This window comes from Actinomadura darangshiensis (assembly GCF_004349235.1).
Lineage (GTDB): Bacteria > Actinomycetota > Actinomycetes > Streptosporangiales > Streptosporangiaceae > Spirillospora > Spirillospora darangshiensis.
Map to the genome: position 1 here is coordinate 1 of NZ_SMKY01000014.1, position 17,105 is coordinate 17,105.

At 71.2% G+C, this 17,105-nt stretch carries 18 protein-coding genes; 2 read left to right on the top strand and 16 right to left on the bottom strand.

Annotated features, from left to right (window positions below; genetic code table 11):
* A partial coding sequence (locus tag E1293_RS05230; RefSeq protein WP_132194375.1) for a GMC family oxidoreductase occupies window positions 1-1,511 on the bottom strand: 1,511 nt, incomplete at its 3' end.
* Window positions 1,512-1,582: 71 nt separating this feature from the next.
* Here E1293_RS05230 and E1293_RS05235 point away from each other — a divergent pair.
* Window positions 1,583-2,197, top strand: a complete 615-nt coding sequence (locus tag E1293_RS05235) for a cob(I)yrinic acid a,c-diamide adenosyltransferase (protein WP_132194377.1) — start codon at window positions 1,583-1,585, stop codon at window positions 2,195-2,197.
* Between the two features lie 115 nt (window positions 2,198-2,312).
* On the top strand, window positions 2,313-3,245 hold the full coding sequence (locus E1293_RS05240; protein ID WP_165978085.1) for a DUF4097 family beta strand repeat-containing protein: 933 nt from the start codon (window positions 2,313-2,315) through the stop codon (window positions 3,243-3,245).
* A gap of 7 nt (window positions 3,246-3,252) precedes the next feature.
* Here the strand turns inward: E1293_RS05240 and E1293_RS05245 are convergent, their stop codons facing one another.
* The 15 genes from E1293_RS05245 to E1293_RS05315 all read right to left on the bottom strand — a co-directional run bounded on the left by E1293_RS05245 (window position 3,253) and on the right by E1293_RS05315 (window position 17,061).
* Window positions 3,253-4,773 (bottom strand): M20/M25/M40 family metallo-hydrolase, encoded by a 1,521-nt coding sequence (locus E1293_RS05245; RefSeq protein ID WP_243716033.1) that lies wholly within the window; start codon window positions 4,771-4,773, stop codon window positions 3,253-3,255.
* A 130-nt stretch (window positions 4,774-4,903) separates the two neighbouring features.
* Window positions 4,904-5,368, bottom strand: a complete 465-nt coding sequence (locus E1293_RS05250; protein WP_132194381.1) for a DUF2550 domain-containing protein — start codon at window positions 5,366-5,368, stop codon at window positions 4,904-4,906.
* A 37-nt stretch (window positions 5,369-5,405) separates the two neighbouring features.
* Window positions 5,406-5,792: a F0F1 ATP synthase subunit epsilon gene (locus E1293_RS05255; protein ID WP_132194383.1), complete on the bottom strand. Its 387-nt coding sequence runs from the start codon at window positions 5,790-5,792 to the stop codon at window positions 5,406-5,408.
* A gap of 70 nt (window positions 5,793-5,862) precedes the next feature.
* Window positions 5,863-7,293 carry a F0F1 ATP synthase subunit beta gene (gene atpD, locus E1293_RS05260; RefSeq protein WP_132194385.1) on the bottom strand — a complete coding sequence of 477 codons (1,431 nt, stop codon included), beginning with the start codon at window positions 7,291-7,293 and terminating at the stop codon, window positions 5,863-5,865.
* 2 nt (window positions 7,294-7,295) lie between these two features.
* Window positions 7,296-8,192, bottom strand: coding sequence for a F0F1 ATP synthase subunit gamma (locus E1293_RS05265; protein WP_132194387.1), 897 nt, complete (start codon window positions 8,190-8,192; stop codon window positions 7,296-7,298).
* Between the two features lie 5 nt (window positions 8,193-8,197).
* Window positions 8,198-9,832: a F0F1 ATP synthase subunit alpha gene (atpA, locus tag E1293_RS05270; RefSeq protein ID WP_132194389.1), complete on the bottom strand. Its 1,635-nt coding sequence runs from the start codon at window positions 9,830-9,832 to the stop codon at window positions 8,198-8,200.
* A 40-nt stretch (window positions 9,833-9,872) separates the two neighbouring features.
* Window positions 9,873-10,694, bottom strand: coding sequence for a F0F1 ATP synthase subunit delta (locus E1293_RS05275; RefSeq protein WP_132194391.1), 822 nt, complete (start codon window positions 10,692-10,694; stop codon window positions 9,873-9,875).
* Window positions 10,695-10,797: 103 nt separating this feature from the next.
* Window positions 10,798-11,358 carry a F0F1 ATP synthase subunit B gene (locus tag E1293_RS05280; protein WP_207938675.1) on the bottom strand — a complete coding sequence of 187 codons (561 nt, stop codon included), beginning with the start codon at window positions 11,356-11,358 and terminating at the stop codon, window positions 10,798-10,800.
* Between the two features lie 31 nt (window positions 11,359-11,389).
* Window positions 11,390-11,623, bottom strand: a complete 234-nt coding sequence (gene atpE / locus E1293_RS05285; protein ID WP_132194393.1) for an ATP synthase F0 subunit C — start codon at window positions 11,621-11,623, stop codon at window positions 11,390-11,392.
* A gap of 113 nt (window positions 11,624-11,736) precedes the next feature.
* Window positions 11,737-12,531, bottom strand: a complete 795-nt coding sequence (atpB, locus tag E1293_RS05290) for a F0F1 ATP synthase subunit A (protein WP_132194395.1) — start codon at window positions 12,529-12,531, stop codon at window positions 11,737-11,739.
* 70 nt (window positions 12,532-12,601) lie between these two features.
* The gene (locus tag E1293_RS05295) at window positions 12,602-12,826 is read right to left on the bottom strand and encodes an AtpZ/AtpI family protein (RefSeq protein ID WP_132194397.1); all 225 of its coding nucleotides are present in this window, start codon (window positions 12,824-12,826) and stop codon (window positions 12,602-12,604) included.
* Between the two features lie 84 nt (window positions 12,827-12,910).
* Window positions 12,911-13,357, bottom strand: a complete 447-nt coding sequence (locus E1293_RS05300) for a Cg1360 family ATP-synthase-associated protein (protein ID WP_132194399.1) — start codon at window positions 13,355-13,357, stop codon at window positions 12,911-12,913.
* A 371-nt stretch (window positions 13,358-13,728) separates the two neighbouring features.
* The gene (locus E1293_RS05305) at window positions 13,729-14,889 is read right to left on the bottom strand and encodes a glycosyltransferase family 4 protein (RefSeq protein WP_132194401.1); all 1,161 of its coding nucleotides are present in this window, start codon (window positions 14,887-14,889) and stop codon (window positions 13,729-13,731) included.
* Between the two features lie 32 nt (window positions 14,890-14,921).
* A complete protein-coding gene (locus tag E1293_RS05310) occupies window positions 14,922-16,076 on the bottom strand; it encodes a DUF2207 domain-containing protein (RefSeq protein ID WP_132194403.1) in 1,155 nt (384 codons plus the stop codon).
* 106 nt (window positions 16,077-16,182) lie between these two features.
* On the bottom strand, window positions 16,183-17,061 hold the full coding sequence (locus tag E1293_RS05315) for an L-threonylcarbamoyladenylate synthase (protein ID WP_132194405.1): 879 nt from the start codon (window positions 17,059-17,061) through the stop codon (window positions 16,183-16,185).
* Between the last annotated feature and the right edge of the window lie 44 nt (window positions 17,062-17,105).

Genomic DNA, 17,105 nt, shown 5'->3' on the forward strand with positions numbered 1-17,105 from the left:
GCGTTGGTGTTGCCTCGGGGGACGGCCGGCATGACTGAGGCGTCCACTACGCGGAGGGCCTCTACGCCGCGGACGCGCAGTTCCGCGTCGCAGACGGAGTCGCCGGTACCCATCGCGCAGGTGCTCGTGGGGTGGAACAGCGTCGCGGTCTCGCGGCGGACGAAGCCGATGACGGCCTCGTCCGACTCGACCTGCTCGCCGGGCGCCCACTCGCCGCCGATCAGGGACGAGAGCGGGCCGGACGCGGCGATCTCGCGGGCCTGCCGGACGCCGGCGACCAGGATGTCCAGGTCGGCCTTGTCCGCGAGGTAGGCGGGGTCGATCAGCGGCTTGGCGTGGGGGCTGGCGGAGCGGAGGGTGAGCGCGCCGCGGCTCGCGATGGCCACCGCGGTGACCATGACCGACAGGAGCCGGTCGGACGACTCGGTGAGGCCCTGGTTCACGAACGGGGTCGGGAGGACGTGGTACTGGAGGTCGGGCGCGGGGAGGCCCTCGACCGTCCGGACGAAGCCGCCGGCCTCGGCGACGTTCGAGGCGTAGGGGCCGCGCGCCAGGGCCTGGTAGAGGGCGAAGGAGCGGGCGTTCGCCAGTTCCCACAGGGGCTTCGTGCGGGGGGTCGCGAACATGACGTTCACGAACGGGTGGTCCTGGAGCCGCCGGCCGACCGGGGAGTCGGCGACGACGTCGATGCCCAGCGAGCGCAGGTGGTCGGCCGGGCCGATGCCCGAGAGCATGAGCAGCTGCGGGCTGTTGACCGCGCCGCCGGAGAGGATCACCTCTGCTTCGGCGCGGGCCGAGTGGGTCTCGCCGCGCGCCTCGTAGTGGACGCCGACGGCGCGGCCGTCCTCGATCACGACGCGGGTGGCGAGGGCGTCGGTGACGACCGTCAGGTTCGGCCGGTTCTCGATCGGGTGCAGGTAGCCGGCGGCGGTCGACCAGCGCTTCCCGCGCTTGTGGGTGACCTGGTAGAAGCCGACGCCGTCCTGGTCGGCGCCGTTGAAGTCGGGGTTGGCGGCGAGCCCGTACGCCTTGGCCGACTGCACCCACGCCCGGGTCAGCGGGTGCCGGTAGCGCAGGTCCTCGACGCGCAGCGGGCCGCCGACGCCGTGGTAGGGCAGCTCGCCGCGCTGCTGGTCCTCGGCGCGGCGGAAGTAGGGCAGCAGGTCCTCGTAGCCCCAGCCGTCGCAGCCGTAGGAGTCGCGCCAGGTGTCGTAGTCGTAGCGGGCCCCGCGGATGTAGATCATCGCGTTGGTGGACGAGCTGCCGCCGAGCGTCCGCCCCCGCGGCCAGTACACGCTGCGGCCCGCCGCGTGCTCCTGCGGGACGGTCGCGTAGTCCCAGTCGTACGGGCCCTTGATCAGCGCGGCCACGGCGGCCGGGATGTGGATCTCCGGGGCGTCGTCGGGCGGGCCCGCCTCCAGCAGCAGGACCTTGGCGGAGGGGTCCTCGGTGAGCCGGGCGGCGAGCACGCAGCCCGCGCTGCCCGCTCCCACGATGATGTAGTCGTACACGGCGGCCTCCCGGGTGTTTCCGAAACACTACCGAACGGGCTTCTACCAGTGGCACGGCTAGGGTGCTGCGTATGGCGAAGAACAGGGACACCCCCGTCGTCCTCTCCCGGATCTACACCCGTACCGGCGACGACGGCAGCACCGCACTGGGCGACGCGTCCCGGACGTCCAAGACCGACCCGCGCCTCGCCGCCTACGCCGACGTCGAGGAGGCCAACGCCGCGATCGGCGCGGCCCTCGCGCTCGGTTCCCTGCCGGACGACCTCGTCGCGCTGCTGACCGGCGTCCAGAACGACATGTTCGACGTGGGCGCCGACCTGTGCGCGCCCGTCGTCGCCGACCCGCAGTACCCGCCGCTGCGCGTCGAGGCGCCCTACATCGAGCGGCTGGAGGCGGCCTGCGACGAGCACAACGCCGATCTTCCGACGCTGCGCAGCTTCATCCTCCCCGGCGGGACGCCCGGCGGCGCGCTCCTGCACATCGCCCGGACGGTGACGCGGCGCGCCGAGAGGTCCGCGTGGGCGGCGGTCGAGGCGCACGGGAACGCCGATGAGGGTACGGAGGGCGGGGTGAACCCGCTGACCGCCAAGTACCTCAACCGCCTGTCCGACCTGCTGTTCATCCTCTGCCGCGTCGCCAACGCCGAGCACGGCGACGTGCTCTGGAAGCCCGGCGGCGAGCGCTGAACCGGGCCGGGGTGGGGCTAACCCCACCCCCGGATGACCGGCTCCCCTCCTGGTGGCACCGCCGCGCCTGGAGCAGGCTTGTCCTGTACAGACGGGCGAGACCGGGAGTGACCACGTGAGGACCCTGACAGTCACGGCCGTCGCGGCGGCGGCCGCGGCGGCACTGGCCGGCTGCGGCAACCTGACCGTCGGCAGGCACCACGCGGACCGCTCCTACACCGCGCCCGCCGGCGTCACCACGCTGAAGGTCAAGACGCACGGGAGCCGGGTCGAGGTCACCGCGGCCGACGTCCCGAGCATCAAGGTCAGCGAGCGGCTGCGCTGGACGAACGAGAAGAACAAGCCGAAGGCGCTGCACTCCACCGAGGGGAACACGCTGACGCTGTCGTCCAAGTGCGGCACCCAGGTGATCGGGTTCAGCTCGTGCGGGGTCTCCTACAAGGTCCAGGTGCCGCGGAGCACGCCCGTGGAGGTCGAGGACCGGGACGGCGCGATCGTCGCGACCGGGCTCAGCGGTGCCGTGAAGCTGCACAGCGACAACGGCTCCGTCCGGGCGACCGGCCTGCACGCCAGCACGGCGTCGATCACCTCCAACGACGGCTCGCTGCGCATCTCGGGCCACGTCACGACCGCGAACGTGCGCAGCGCCAACGGCTCCGTCGACGCGACCGGGCTCACCGCGGACACGCTGACCGCCCGGTCCCGCGACGGCCGGATCAAGGTGAGCGGACGGATCACCACCGCCGACCTCGGCACCGCCAACGGCTCGATCGACGCCCGCGGGCTGACCGCCGACCGGCTCACGGCGAACACCAGGGACGGCGGAATCGCGCTCGGCTTCGACGCGCCGCCCGCGAACGTGAAGGCCGTCACCCAGAACGGTTCGATCCGCCTGCGCCTCCCGAGCGGGGAGGGCTACGCCATCGAGGCGTCCGCCAGCAACGGCTCCAAGCGGATCGACAGCGCCGTCCACCAGGACTCCGGCTCCAAGCGCCACATCGACCTCGCCACCCGCGACGGCGGCATCACCGTCAAACCGGCCGACTAGCCAGCGGCTAGCGGAGTAGGTACGGGCCTTGCCAGAGGGGGGTGTAGGTCGGATCCTGCGCGAGGTCGAGGCGGGCGCCGCCGTTGACGGCAACCGTCGTCTGGGCCAGGTGCTGGATGACGTGCGCGACGCCGTCGGCGTTGCCGTCCAGCAGCTTGAGGTTGACGTTCTTCAGCCGGTCGCACTTGGCGTGGTAGCACGCGTCGTAGGCCTTGCCGGCCTTCCCGCCGAACGCCTTCGCCTCCGCGGCCGTCTTCAGGTCCTCGGCGCCGGTGTCGATCCCGCCGGACGGAATGCCCTTCTCGATGAACGGGCCGTAGTCGGACCGCCCGTTGAACTCGCTCTCCGTCGTCGGCAGCTTGCGGCCCTTGAAGTAGTCCTGGAACATCTTCTCGATCGCCCCCGAACCGGCCGGCGCGCGCGTGCCGGTGCCGGTCGAGTGGTCGCCGTCGTAGACGCCGCGGGTGCCGTTCGGCGAGCCGAGCATGTCGAAGTTCAGGTTCAGCGCGATCCGCCCGCGCTGCGCCTCCGACAGGGAGTCCACGTAGTGCGCGGACCCCCGCAGGCCCTCCTCCTCGGCACCCCACCAGGCGAAACGCACCCGGTTGCGGAGGTCGCTCTTGCCCAGCTCCTTGATCTTGGTGGCGACGGCGAGCAGCGCGGCGGCGCCGGTGCCGTTGTCGTTGATGCCCGGCCCGGCCGGGACGCTGTCCAAGTGCGCACCGGCCAGCACCACGTTGTCGGCCCGCCCGCGCTCGGTGTCGGCGATGACGTTGGACGACTTCTTCTTCCCGTGCACGGTGTCGGTCTTCACCCGCAGCTTCAGGCCGCCCTTCTTCGCGGCCTTCGCCAGCTCGGCGCCCACCGCGTGGCTCGGCCCGAGGGCCGGGAGCGCGACCGGCTTGGACAGCGTCCCGTTCACCGGCCCCTTCTCCCCCGCCTTGTTGAAGATCAGCACAGCGGACGCGCCCGCTGCCTTCGCCTTCGCCGCCTTCGTCGCGAAGGTGCAGGTCCCCCGCTGGAGGAGGGCGATCGACCCCTTCGTGAAGCCCTTGAAGTCCGCCTTCTCGCAGCCGCTCGTCCCGTCCCCCTTCGCGGGGATGTCCACGGCGACGACGGGCGCCGTCACATCGCCGGACCCCGAGTACGCGAGCGTGAGGAAGTCCTTCTCCAGCTTGTAGGACGCCTTGGACGGCGCCGTCCGCGCGAGCGCCGCGTGCGACCGCTCACGCCAGTACGGGTAGGTGAACTTCTGCACCTTCGGGGTCAGGCCGGCCTTCCGCAGCCGCCCGACGACGTACCGCACGGACACGTCGTAGCCCGCGCTCCCCGCCGCACGGTCACCGCCGTTGAAGTCGGCGATCTCCTGGAACGCGGCCAGATGCGCCTTCATGTCCTTGACCGTGACCAGCTTGGCGAGGTCGGGACGGGCGGGTGCGGCACCGGCCGCCGGCACGAAGCCGGCCACGGCGGCGGGCAGGACGAGGACGGGCAGCGCCGCGAAGGCGACGATGACGGGCTTGCGCACGTGCACTCCAGCGGATGCGGTAGGCAGCGGACCAGCGCGATCATCACCCCCGCCGCCCCCGCCCGAAAGCAGCGGCGCCGCGGCCGTGCCGAATCCAGACCGAACCCTTACCGGCCCATTCCGGAGCCGTTCACTCTGGCGGGTGCAGGTCCACCGGGAAGCCGGGCGGGGCCGCCTCCAGCCACGCCAGGAAGCCGGTCAGCGCCGCCGCGCCCATCGCCAGCTCCACCGTCACGTCCCCGTCCTTGACCTCGATGACGGTCACGTCCGGCAGCAGGCCCTCCGCCTCCTCCCGGTCCGGGGTGCGCCGGTTGGACACGACGAGGCCCCGGCGGTGGATCACCTGCCGGGGCCGTCCGCGGAAACCGAACACGCGGTGCCAGTGCAGCTCGTCGCCCTTGTAGCGGCCGATACCGAGCCGCCACACCCCGGGGGCTCCGCCCTCCAGGGCCAGTTCCCGCAGGCTGCACTCCACGGTGCCGCCGCCGCGCGTGAACAGCCAGCGGCGCACCGCCATGGACACGAACAGCAGCGCCGCCACCAGGACGAGCGCGGCGAGCACCCCGCCCACGTCCAGTGCCAGGTGCTCGCCCAAATCCCCCGCCGTCCGTCAGTGCCGCCGCGCCCGGCGCCTAGACCTCGATGCCCGCCGCGCGCAGCCGCGCCCGGGCCCGCCGCTCGGGCGTCGCGTCCTCGGCCGAGAGCGGGAGCGCCGCGTCCAGCGCCCGCTTGGCGTCGTCCACGTCGATCTCGTCGCCCCGCTCGACCTGCTCCGCCAGCACCGACACCTCGTCGGCGGCGACGGAGAAGAACCCGTTGCCGACCGCCGCCAGCACCGGCTCGCCGCCGTCCGCCGGCTCGATCTTCACCACGCTGCCGTCCAGGAGGATGCCCAGCACCGGGGCGTGGCCCGGCAGGATGCCGAGCGAGCCCTCGATGGTCTGGGCGACCACCGTCTTGGCCTCGCCGGACCAGATCTCGCGCTCCGGCGAGACCAGCCCGACCTTCAGGGTTGCCACGTCTGCCTCCTCCAAGTACGGCGGGGACCGCCCCGGGCGCGCGGCCCGGAGGCGGCCCCGCCGGAGCGGACTACTTCTCCAGCTCCCTGGCCTTCTTCTCGACGTCCTCGATGCCACCGCACATGAAGAACGCCTGCTCGGGGAGGTGGTCGTACTTGCCCTCCGCGAGCGCCTTGAAGGAGGCGATCGTCTCGTCCTTCGGCACCGTCTCACCGGGCTGGCCGGTGAACTGCTCGGCCACGTACATCGGGTGCGACAGGAAGCGCTCGATGCGCCGCGCCCGCTGGACGGTGACCTTGTCCTCCTCGGACAGCTCGTCGATGCCGAGGATCGCGATGATGTCCTGCAGCTCCTTGTACTTCTGCAGGATCCGCTTCACCTCCTGCGCGACCGAGTAGTGCTCGTTCCCCAGGATCAGCGGGTCCATGATCCGCGAGGTGGAGTCGAGCGGGTCGACCGCCGGGAAGATGCCCTTCTCGGAGATGCTCCGCGCCAGCGTCGTGGTGGCGTCCAGGTGCGCGAACGTGGTGTGCGGCGCCGGGTCGGTGATGTCGTCCGCGGGCACGTAGATCGCCTGCATCGAGGTGATCGAGTTGCCGCGCGTCGAGGTGATCCGCTCCTGCAGCACGCCCATCTCGTCGGCCAGCGTCGGCTGGTACCCCACCGCGGACGGCATGCGCCCGAGCAGCGTGGAGACCTCCGAGCCGGCCTGCGTGAACCGGAAGATGTTGTCGATGAACAGCAGCACGTCCTGGTTCTGGACGTCGCGGAAGTACTCCGCCATCGTCAGCGCGGACAGCGCCACCCGCAGCCGGGTGCCCGGCGGCTCGTCCATCTGGCCGAACACCATCGCGGTGTCCTTGAGGACGTCCGCCTCCGCCATCTCCACCCAGAGGTCGTTGCCCTCGCGGGTGCGCTCGCCGACGCCGGCGAACACCGAGGTGCCGCCGAAGTTGCGGGCGACACGGCGGATCATCTCCTGGATGAGGACGGTCTTGCCCACACCCGCGCCGCCGAACAGGCCGATCTTGCCGCCCTGCACGTACGGGCACAGCAGGTCGATGACCTTGATGCCGGTCTCCAGCATCTCGGTCTTGGACTCCAGCTGGTCGAACGCCGGAGCGCTGCGGTGGATCCCCCAGCGCTCGTTGACCTCCAGCGACGCCGTCGGGACGTCCAGCGCCTCGCCGAGGGCGTTCCACACGTGGCCCTTGGTGATGTCGCCGACCGGCACCGCGATCGACTGGCCCGAGTCGGTCACCGGAGCACCGCGCACCAGGCCGTCCGTCGGCTGCATGGAGATCGCCCTGACCATGTTGTCGCCGAGGTGCTGGGCGACCTCGAACGTCAGGGTCTTCTCGTCGCCGCCCAGGGTGACCTGCGCGTTGAGGGCGTTGTAGATCTCCGGGATGGCGTCGGCGGGGAACTCCACGTCGACGACCGGGCCGATGACGCGTGCGACGCGCCCGGTCGCGGTCGCCGTCTCTACCTGAGCAGTCATTGTCACTCCCCGCCAGACTCGGCGAGCGCGTCAGCGCCACCGACGATCTCGCTGATTTCCTGGGTGATCGCCGCCTGCCGCGCCTGGTTCATCTGGCGCGTGTAGACACCGATCAGTTCGTTGGCATTGTCGGTCGCCGACTTCATGGCCCGCCGGACGGACGCCTGGAACGACGCCGCCGACTGCAGCATCATGTGGAAGATGCGGCTCTCGATGTAGTTCGGCAGGAGAAGGTCGAGCGCGGCCTGCGCGGACGGCTCGAACTCGTACGCCGGCGGGACCGCGGAGCTCTCGGTCTCCTCGATCTCCAGCGGCACCAGCCTGGCCACCCGGACCGCCTGGGTCAGCATCGAGACGAACTCGGTGTAGACCACGTGGATCTCCCCGACCCCGCCCTCGGCGTCGGTCTTGAGGAAGTCCTCGGTCAGCCGCCGCCCGACGCTCTCGGCGTTGCCGAACTTCGGACGGTCGCTGAACCCGTTCCAGGTCTCGGCGACCTCCCGGCCCCGGAACCGGTACCAGACGATGCCCTTGGTGCCGACGACGTACGGGACCGGCTCGCGGCCCTCGTCCCGCAGCTTCCTGATCAGCGCCTCGGCCTCGCGGATGACGTTGGCGTTGTAGGCGCCGCAGAACCCGCGGTCACTCGTGACGATCAGGACGGCGCTGCGGTTGTCGGTCGGCTGCTCGGCGAGGAGCGGGTGGTCGACCCCGACGTGGTGGGTCACCAGCGCGGTCAGGGCCTGCGTGATCTGGTCGGCGTACGGCTTGGACGCCGCCACCGCCTGCTGGGCCTTGACGATCCGCGACGTGGCGATCATCTCCTGGGCGCGCGTGATCTTGGCGGTCGACTTGACCGTCTTGATCCGCTGCCGGAGCTGGCGTACCTGTGCGGGCATGGCCGTCAGCCCTTCTTGACGCGGGTGATCGTCTCCTGTTTGACGTCCTCCTCGTCGATCGCCTCGACGGGCTCCTCGGCCAGCAGCTCGCCCTCGCTGGTCTGGAAGCCCTTCTTGAACTCCGTGACGGCGTTCTTGAGGCTCGTGAGTCCGTCGTCGGAGAGCTTGCCCGTCTCCCGGATGGAGGCCAGCAGCCCGGCCTCTTCGCGCTCGACGTAGTCGAGGAACTCGCGCTCGAAGCGGCGGATGTCGGCGACCGGGACCTCGTCCAGCTCGCCGGACGTGCCCGCCCACACCGACACGACCTCCTGCTCGACCGGGAAGGGGCTGCCCTGCGGCTGCTTCAGCAGCTCGACCAGGCGCACGCCGCGGTCCAGCTGGGACCGCGAGGCGGCGTCCAGGTCGGACGCGAACGCCGCGAACGCCTCCAGGTCGCGGAACTGCGACAGCGCCAGGCGCAGCGTTCCGGCGACCGTCTTCATCGCCTTGATCTGCGCGTCGCCGCCGACCCGGGACACCGAGATGCCGACGTTGATCGCCGGCCGGACGCCCTGGTTGAACAGGTCCGACTCCAGGAAGCACTGCCCGTCGGTGATGGAGATGACGTTCGTCGGAATGTAGGCCGACACGTCGTTGCCCTTGGTCTCGATGATCGGCAGACCCGTCATCGAACCGGCGCCCAGGTCGTCCGACAGCTTCGCGCAGCGCTCCAGCAGCCGCGAGTGCAGGTAGAAGACGTCACCGGGGTAGGCCTCGCGGCCCGGCGGGCGGCGCAGCAGCAGCGACACCGCGCGGTAGGCCTCGGCCTGCTTCGACAGGTCGTCGAAGATGATCAGGACGTGCTTGCCCTGGTACATCCAGTGCTGGCCGATCGCGGACCCGGTGTAGGGGGCGATGTACTTGTAGCCCGCCGGCTCGGACGCGGGGGCCGCCACGATGGTGGTGTACTCCAGCGCGCCGGCCTCGTCCAGGGAGCGGCGGACGTTGGCGATCGTGGAGCCCTTCTGGCCGATCGCGACGTAGATGCAGCGGACCTGCCTGCTCTCGTCGCCGGACTCCCAGTTCTCCTTCTGGTTGATGATGGTGTCCACGGCGACGGTCGTCTTGCCCGTCTGCCGGTCACCGATGATCAGCTGCCGCTGGCCGCGGCCGATCGGCGTCATCGCGTCGATGGCCTTGATGCCGGTCTGCAGCGGCTCGCTCACCGACTGCCGCTGCACGACCGTGGGGGCCTGCAGTTCGAGCGCGCGGCGCTCGGTGGTCTCGATCGGGCCCTTGCCGTCCAGCGGGTTGCCCAGCGCGTCCACGACGCGGCCGAGGAAGCCGTCGCCGACGGGGACCGAGAGGACCTCGCCGGTCCGGCGGGCCTTCTGGCCCTCCTCGATCTTGCTGAAGTCACCCAGGACAACGGCGCCGATCTCGCGGACGTCCAGGTTCAGAGCCAGGCCACGGGTGCCGTCCTCGAACTCGATGAGTTCGTTCGCCATCGCGGACGGCAGGCCCTCGATGTGGGCGATGCCGTCGCCGGAATCGACGACGGTGCCGACCTCTTCGCGCGCGGCGGCATCGGGCTCGTACGACTGGACGAAGCGCTCCAGCGCGGTCCGGATCTCGTCCGGACGGATCGTCAGCTCCGCCATGATTCCTTCCTTGCTCCCTAAAAGGTCAGCTCTGCCGGCGTCAGCCGGTGCCGAGCCGCCGGCGGAGGTCGTCCAGCCGTCCGGCGATCGTGCCGTCGATGATCTCGTCCCCGATCTCGACCGACAGTCCGCCGATCGCCGTGGGGTCGAGCTCGATGTTCAGGTGTACTTCGTGGCCGTAGGCGGCGGCGAGCACCGCGGCGAGCCGGGTCCGCTGCTGCGCCGACAGCGCGGCCGGCGTCCGGACGAGGGCGACCAGCCGCTGCCGGCGCTGGGCGACGAGCTTGCCGTAGCCGGCGAGCCCGCCTTCCAGGCTACGTCCTCGCGGACGCAGCACCAGCTCGGTGATCAGCGTCAGCGCCGCCGGGGTCACCTTGCCGTCCAGCAGCGCGGTGACCACGCCGAGCTTGCGGTCGTCCGGCAGCCCCGGGGCGGCGAGGGCACCGCGCAGCGCGGCCTCCCCCTCGATGACCCGGGAGAACCGGAACAGCTCGTCCTCGAGATCGTCGATCCTGCCGTCGGCCTCGGCGCGGGCGGCCTCGGCGGTGACCGCGAGGGCCTCCAGCGCGTCCGACAGCTCCGAGGGCTTCGTCCAGCGCAGCCGGACGACGTCGCCGACCAGCCCGAGAGCGGCCGGCGACACCTTGCCCTCCAGCAGGATCTGGACGAGCTGCGCCTTGTCGGCACCGTCCCGCGAGGGGTCGGAGACCGCCCGCCGCAGGCCGTGCTCGCGGTCGATCAGGTGCAGCACCGCGAACAGGTCGCCACCGAGCGCGGCCAGGTCGGCGGACGGGATGACCGCCTCCAGCCGCTCCCTTGCCGCGGCCAGCGACGCCCTGCTCACCGCTCCCGTGATGGTCATGGCGCCGCCCGGTCTGGACTGAGGAGCGAGGTACGAGCGACGAGGGAAGACCGGGCGTTAAAGCGCCATGGCCCGTCGTGCCGGAGGCGCGACATCAAGTAGGTCATGATTGAACCTGCTCCTGCGTGCGAGCGCGGCTTTCGAGCTCCTCGAGGAACCGGTCGACGACCCGGCTCTGCCGTGCGCCGTCCTCAAGGGACTCGCCCACGACACGGCCGGCCAGCTCGACCGACATGGTGCCGATCTCGGCGCGCAGCGACTGCAGCGCCTGCTGCCGCTCCGCCTCGATCTGCTTCTTGGCGTCCTCGACGATCTTGCGCGCCTCGGCCTGGGCCTTCTCCTTGGCCTCGGCGATGATCTGCGCGCCCTGCTCTTCGGCCTTGCGCCGCTCGTTGGACGCCTCGACCGCGGCCGCCTTCTGCTGCGCCTTGTACTGGTCGAGGACCTGCTGCGCCTCTTTCTGCGCCTCCTCGGCCCGCACCAGGCCGCCCTCGATCGCCTCGGTCCGCTCCGCCAGCGTCTTCTGCAGCCGCGGGACGAGGATCCGGCCAAGGACGATCATGACGACGGCGAACGAGAAGATGCCGACGACCAGCTCGAACGGGTGCGGGATGAGAGGGTTGTTGGCCTCCTCCGCCGCCAGGACGGAAGCTGCTCGGATCATGTCTGCAGCCCTTCCTCAGATGGACCCGCGGTCAGATGCTCTGGAAGATGAAGGGCGCGACCAGACCGATCAGTGCGAGGGCCTCGGTGAGGACGAAGCCCAGCAGCATGTTGGTGCGGATCACGCCGGTCAGCTCCGGCTGGCGGGCGATGGCGTTCACGCCCTGGCCGAAGATGATGCCGATGCCGATGCCCGGGCCGATGGCCGCGAGGCCGTACCCGATCGAGGTGACGTTACCTTCGACGGCGGCGAGGACTCCCGTCATGGGTTCATTCCTTTTCTGTCGGCCGGCAGAGTCTCCGCCGGTCTGGGCTAGCGAGGTTGTCGGAGGGGGCCGGGGTGCCGGAGCACCGCGGCCAGGGGCTCGGTGGTCGGGACTCAGTGTTCCGCTTCGAGGCCGCTCTGGATGTACATGGCGGCGAGCATCGCGAACAGGAACGCCTGCAGGAACTGGATCAGCAGCTCCAGCGCCGTGAGGATGATCGTGACGAGCACGCCGACGAGGCCGACCCCGAATCCGGCGGCGGTGGGCTTCTCGAACAGGAACCAGAAGCCGACCAGGCTGAAGAACGCCAGGATCATGTGGCCCGCGAACATGTTCGCGAAGAGCCGGACCGCGTGGGTGAACGGGGCGATGAGGAACGTCGAGAGGTACTCGATGGGCACCAGCAGGAAGTAGACCGGCAGCGGCAGGCCCTTGGGGATCATGTTGGTGAAGTACTTGACCGGTCCCTGGCGCCGCAGGCCCAGGTACACCTTCACGAAGTAGACGAACAGCGCCAGGACCGCCGGGAAGGCGATGTGCGACGCGATCGGGAACTGGATGATCGGGACGACCGCGAACATGTTCCAGAACCAGATCAGGAAGAACAGCGACATCAGCATCGGCATCCACCGGTCGGTGTTCTTGCCGAGGAACGGACGCGCGATCTCGTCCCGGACGAACATGTAGCCGATCTCGCCGATGTTCTGCGCGCCCCGCGGCACCAGCTTCGGCTTGGCGAACGCCCACCAGAAGAAGGCGCAGACGACGACCGAGGCGAAGACCGCGAACACCACGGGCTTGGTGAGCCACTCGGGGCCGCCGGCGAACAGGGGCGGGAAGTCGAACAGTTCCAGTCCCGGGGCCTGGAACTCATCTCCCCCGGAGGCGAGGACCGTCAGCGCGTTCACGCGGCGTTCCCTTCATCAATGTGGTGATGTATCACGAAGGCTTCCTCGGCGGGTTCCTCTGCGGGGCCGCTCAGGAGGAGTGGCGACCGAACTTCAGGTAGACCAGGTAGACGGCGAGCCCGGCACCGATGACCAGGCCGACGGGGATCAGCCAGGTCTGGTGCGTCCATTCGGACAGCAGCCACCCGATGCCGCCCCAGATGATCATCCCGGAGAGGAGGTAGCTGGGCGCGGACCAGGCGACGTCGGCGAATTCCCGTTGGCCGTCCTCCGGCCGAGGCTTCTGCTCGCTCATCGCGCTCCGGACGATAGCAGGCCACCCACGCGGTGGTCATATTGGAGTAGTCCCTGGGCGCCGGTACCCGTCGCGGGGCCTTCATCACGGGCTCCGGTCGAGGGCGTCGGCGGCCTTCCGCTTCCCGGTTCCGGGGTTCTCGGGTTCGTCGATGTAGGGCCTGCGCTGCATGACGACGCGGAACTCGCACGCGATCCACAGCAGCGCGAGGCCGATGACCGTCCAGCCGAAGACCTTGGTGTCCCAGATCGAGACCCTGTCCATGACCGTGACCAGCACCATCACCGCGAGGATCTTCACGACGTAGCTCGCGAGGGCGCCCAGCATCATGGTCTGGGCCGAGTACTTGGCGGCCCAGGAGACCACCAGGGCGCTCACCGAGAAGAAGGCGATCACCACGACGGAGGCCGTCGCCGCCGCGAGGGCGCCCTGGGCGCCGGCGGCCAGCAGGCCGATGAGTACGGCGCCCACCCCGACGACCGCGGTCGGGATCGCGGCGCCGCGGAGCATCCGGGCGTCGGAGGTTTGCATGAGGGCTCCGGCTGGTCACGTTCAGTGGTCGTCTGTTGTTCGTGAAAGGTATCACAAGCGTCCGGATTGTCCACAATTACCCTAGAGGTAATGCCCCGCCGGGCTCCGCGGACCCATCCTGGCCACGCTCGCACCACGGACTTTAACCCAGGTCAGACCGTGCGCCGGCGGGAAGCGCGCGGACGCGCCGCCGCACCGGACGCCCCTGGCGAACACGTTTCGTGACACGGGCGAGAGACGTCAAACCCTTCCCCATCGGGGCCCCAAGGGCAAGACCATCGGACCGAACGGCCGGAGAAATCCTCACGGAGCGTCGGAACGTCCCGGCACAGCGTGACGCAGTTCACCGGGCGGACCGGTGGGCCCGCAGGTCAGACGTGCATCGGGGGCCGGTCGGCGGGACGGTCGCCGGGCCCCGCGGCGGCGCCCCGGGCGGACTTGCGGCGGCCGGGGATGCGCAGCATCAGCAGCACGCCGCCGGTCGCCACCAGCAGCGTGACGCCGAGGGTGATCCACGCGGCGTCGAACAGCACGAGCCCGACCAGCCCGGAGGCCAGCAGCCCGACCCAGAAGTACATGATCAGCACGGCCCGGCGGGTGGAGTGGCCGAGTTGCAGCAGCCGGTGGTGCAGGTGCTGCTTGTCCGGGGCGAACGGCGACCGGCCCTGGCTGGTGCGGCGCAGCACCGCCAGCAGCATGTCGATGAACGGGACCGCGGCCACCGCCGGGACCAGCAGCACCGGGACGAAGAACGGGAACAGCCCGTTGGCGAGGATGGCCGGGTCGAACTGCCCGGTCAGCATGATCGTGGACGCGCTGAGCAGCAGCCCGATCAGCATCGAGCCGGTGTCGCCCATGAAGATCTTGGCCGGGCTGAAGTTGTGCGGCAGGAAACCCGCGCACATCCCGAACAGCACCGCGGCGATCAGCGTCGCGGCGGTCAGCGTGGTCAGCCCGTTCGTCCTCGACAGCAGGTAGGCGTAGGAGAACAGCGCCAGCGCGGCGATCCCGACGACGCCGGCGGCCAGGCCGTCCAGGCCGTCGATGAAGTTGACCGCGTTGATCGTGGCGACCACGACCAGGACGGTGAGCGGCACCCCGTAGGCGGGCGGCAGCGACAGCGAGTCACCCGTCGGCAGCGGGATCACGTAGATCTGGATGCCCTGCATGATGAAGATCCCGGCGGCCGCGACCTGCCCGGCGAACTTGGTGAGCGCGTCCACCTCCCAGCGGTCGTCGGCGATCCCGATCAGCACGATCAGGCCGCCCGACAGCAGCAGCGCCTTGCTCACGCTGATCCCGCCGTCGCCGAGGACCTTGCGCATCTCCGGCAGCCCGGTCGCCACCACCAGCGCGGCCACCATCCCGCCGAACATCGCGAGGCCGCCGAGCCGGGGCGTCGGGATGACGTGCACGTCGCGGTCGCGCGGGACGGCCTGGGCGCCGAACCAGACGGCGAACCTGCGCACCGACGGGGTCAGCAGGTAGGCGACAAGGGCGGCGACAAGGATGGTGAGCAGGTACTCCCGCACTCCCCTGCGCCTCCCTTCGCCGGTCTCCGGTGTTACGCGCCCCGCCTCGGCGGGGGTTCACCCAGGTCCTCACCTTGGTAGACGGCCCGCCGGGACGATCTGTTCACGTCGCGACCGACCAACTGTAGTCCCACCGGGCGGCCGTCCGGGGCGGATCGGCCCGCACCGGCCCGGTGCACGCACACGATCCCGGCCCCGACGATGACGAGCGCGAGGCCGGCGAGGCACCGGTCGCCCAGCGAGAACGCCCACGGGCCGCGCGCCGCGATGTCGTCCCCCGCGTCCGCGACGACGAGCAGCAGCCCGGCCGCGACCAGGCCGGCCCCGGTCCGCCCGCGCGGCGCCGGGCGCAGCGCCAGCAGCGGGACGGCGGCGAGCGCGAGGGCCAGCACGGCGGTGCCCGGCCAGTCGCCCGTCCAGCGCGGCGGGACGTACCGCGGCGGCCGCACGGCGATCGCGTGCTTGGGCAGCCGGACCCGGATCTTCATGCCCTCGTGCGGGGCGAGCGCGTTCTGGATGAAGTCGATGGCGTAGGGGCCGTCGCGGTCGCGCAGGCACCGGGTCGTCGCGCCGGCGGCGCCCGCCCGGCAGGTGGCGTGCCGCAGCGGCACCGGCGCCTCCACCCGGACCGCCGCGTTCCCGATGGGGACGGCCCAGCTCGTCCCGATCGCGTCCCAGACCAGCTCGTCGTGGCCGGCGCGCGGGGTGAACGCCCGCCCGACCTCGTACTCGATCACGTACGCCTGCCGCCCGCGGACCTCGCGGTTCCGGTCGCCGACGCTGATCTGCACGTCGTGCAGGAACCGCGTCGTCCGCACCCGCGCCGGGGCGCCGGTGGACGAGCTGCTGCTGACGTTCCGCACGTCGTAGAGCCGGTCGCCGCGGCGGAACGGCACATGCCGCACGATCCCGTGCTCGCCCGTCCGGTCGAAGTCGTAGGTGATCGTCTCCCGGACGTACAGCACCCCGTCGGTGCCGATGGTGAGGACGACGTCGTAGGCCGGGATGCTCTCGCCCCGGTAGGAGTGCTCGGGCGGCGGGGCGCCCCTGGATACCCCGGGACCGGGCTCGGCGGCCGCCGCGCCCGCGGTCGGCCCGAGCAGGACGGGCAGCCCGAGCACGGCGGTCAGCAGCAGCACACCCGCGGCGATCGCGGGCCCCCGGACACGGCCACGCACGTCAGGCATGCTCGCACCGTTGCCGCCATCGCGTCCGCGTAACGCGGCCGGTGCTCCCCGTGTCCGGCCGGGAACGGCCACGGCCCCGGCCCGGCGGGGCCCCGCCGGGGTCCGCCTAGTCGTCTTTGCCGGGTTCGGCGGGTGTGCCGGGTTCGGCTGGGGTGCCGGATTCGGCGGGCGCGTCCTTGGTGAGCGAGGGCTTCGCCCCGGCCTCGGGTGCCCCCGCCTCAGATGCCTCGGCGGGACCCTCAGCGAGCCCGTCCGGGGCCTCGGCGACCGGCTCCTTGGTGAGGGAAGGCTTGGCTTCCTCCGGCGCGGACGGGGACGCTGCGAGCTCGTCGGGCTCGTCCTCCTCGGTGAGGAGCACGCCGACCACCGAGCGGATCTTGTCCTCGGGGATGGCGCCCACCCGCAGCAGGCGCGGGACCGGGCCGGTGAGGTCCACGATCGTGGACGGGTCGCCGCGCCCGGAGGCGCCGCCGTCCAGGTACACCGCGACCGAGTCGCCGAGCATCTTCTCGGCCTCGTCCGCCGTCCTGGCGGCCTGCTGCCCGCTGAGGTTCGCGCTGCTGACGGCGAGCGGGCCCGTCTCCTTGAGCAGCTCCACCGCCAGCTCGTGCATCGGCATGCGGACCGCGACGGTCCCCTTGGTCTCGCCGAGGTCCCACATCAGGTTCGGGTTCGCGCGGCACACCAGCGTCAGCGCGCCCGGCCAGAACTCGTCGATGAGGTCCTGCCCGTAGGTGCCGAGGTCCTCCACCAGCGCGGTCGCGGCCCGGACGGACCCGACCAGCACCGGCGGCGGCATCTCGCGGCCGCGGCCCTTGGCGTCCAGCAGGGCGGTCACGGCGGGCGGCACGAACGCGTCGGCGCCCACGCCGTACACCGTGTCGGTCGGCAGGACCACCAGCTCGCCGCGCCGCACCGCCGACACGGCCTCGGCGATCCCGCGGGTGCGCTCCATCGGCTCGGAGCAGTCATAACGTCGGCTCACCGACCCAGTTTCCCACGCCGCCCGCCTCGCTCAGGCCGCTTCCG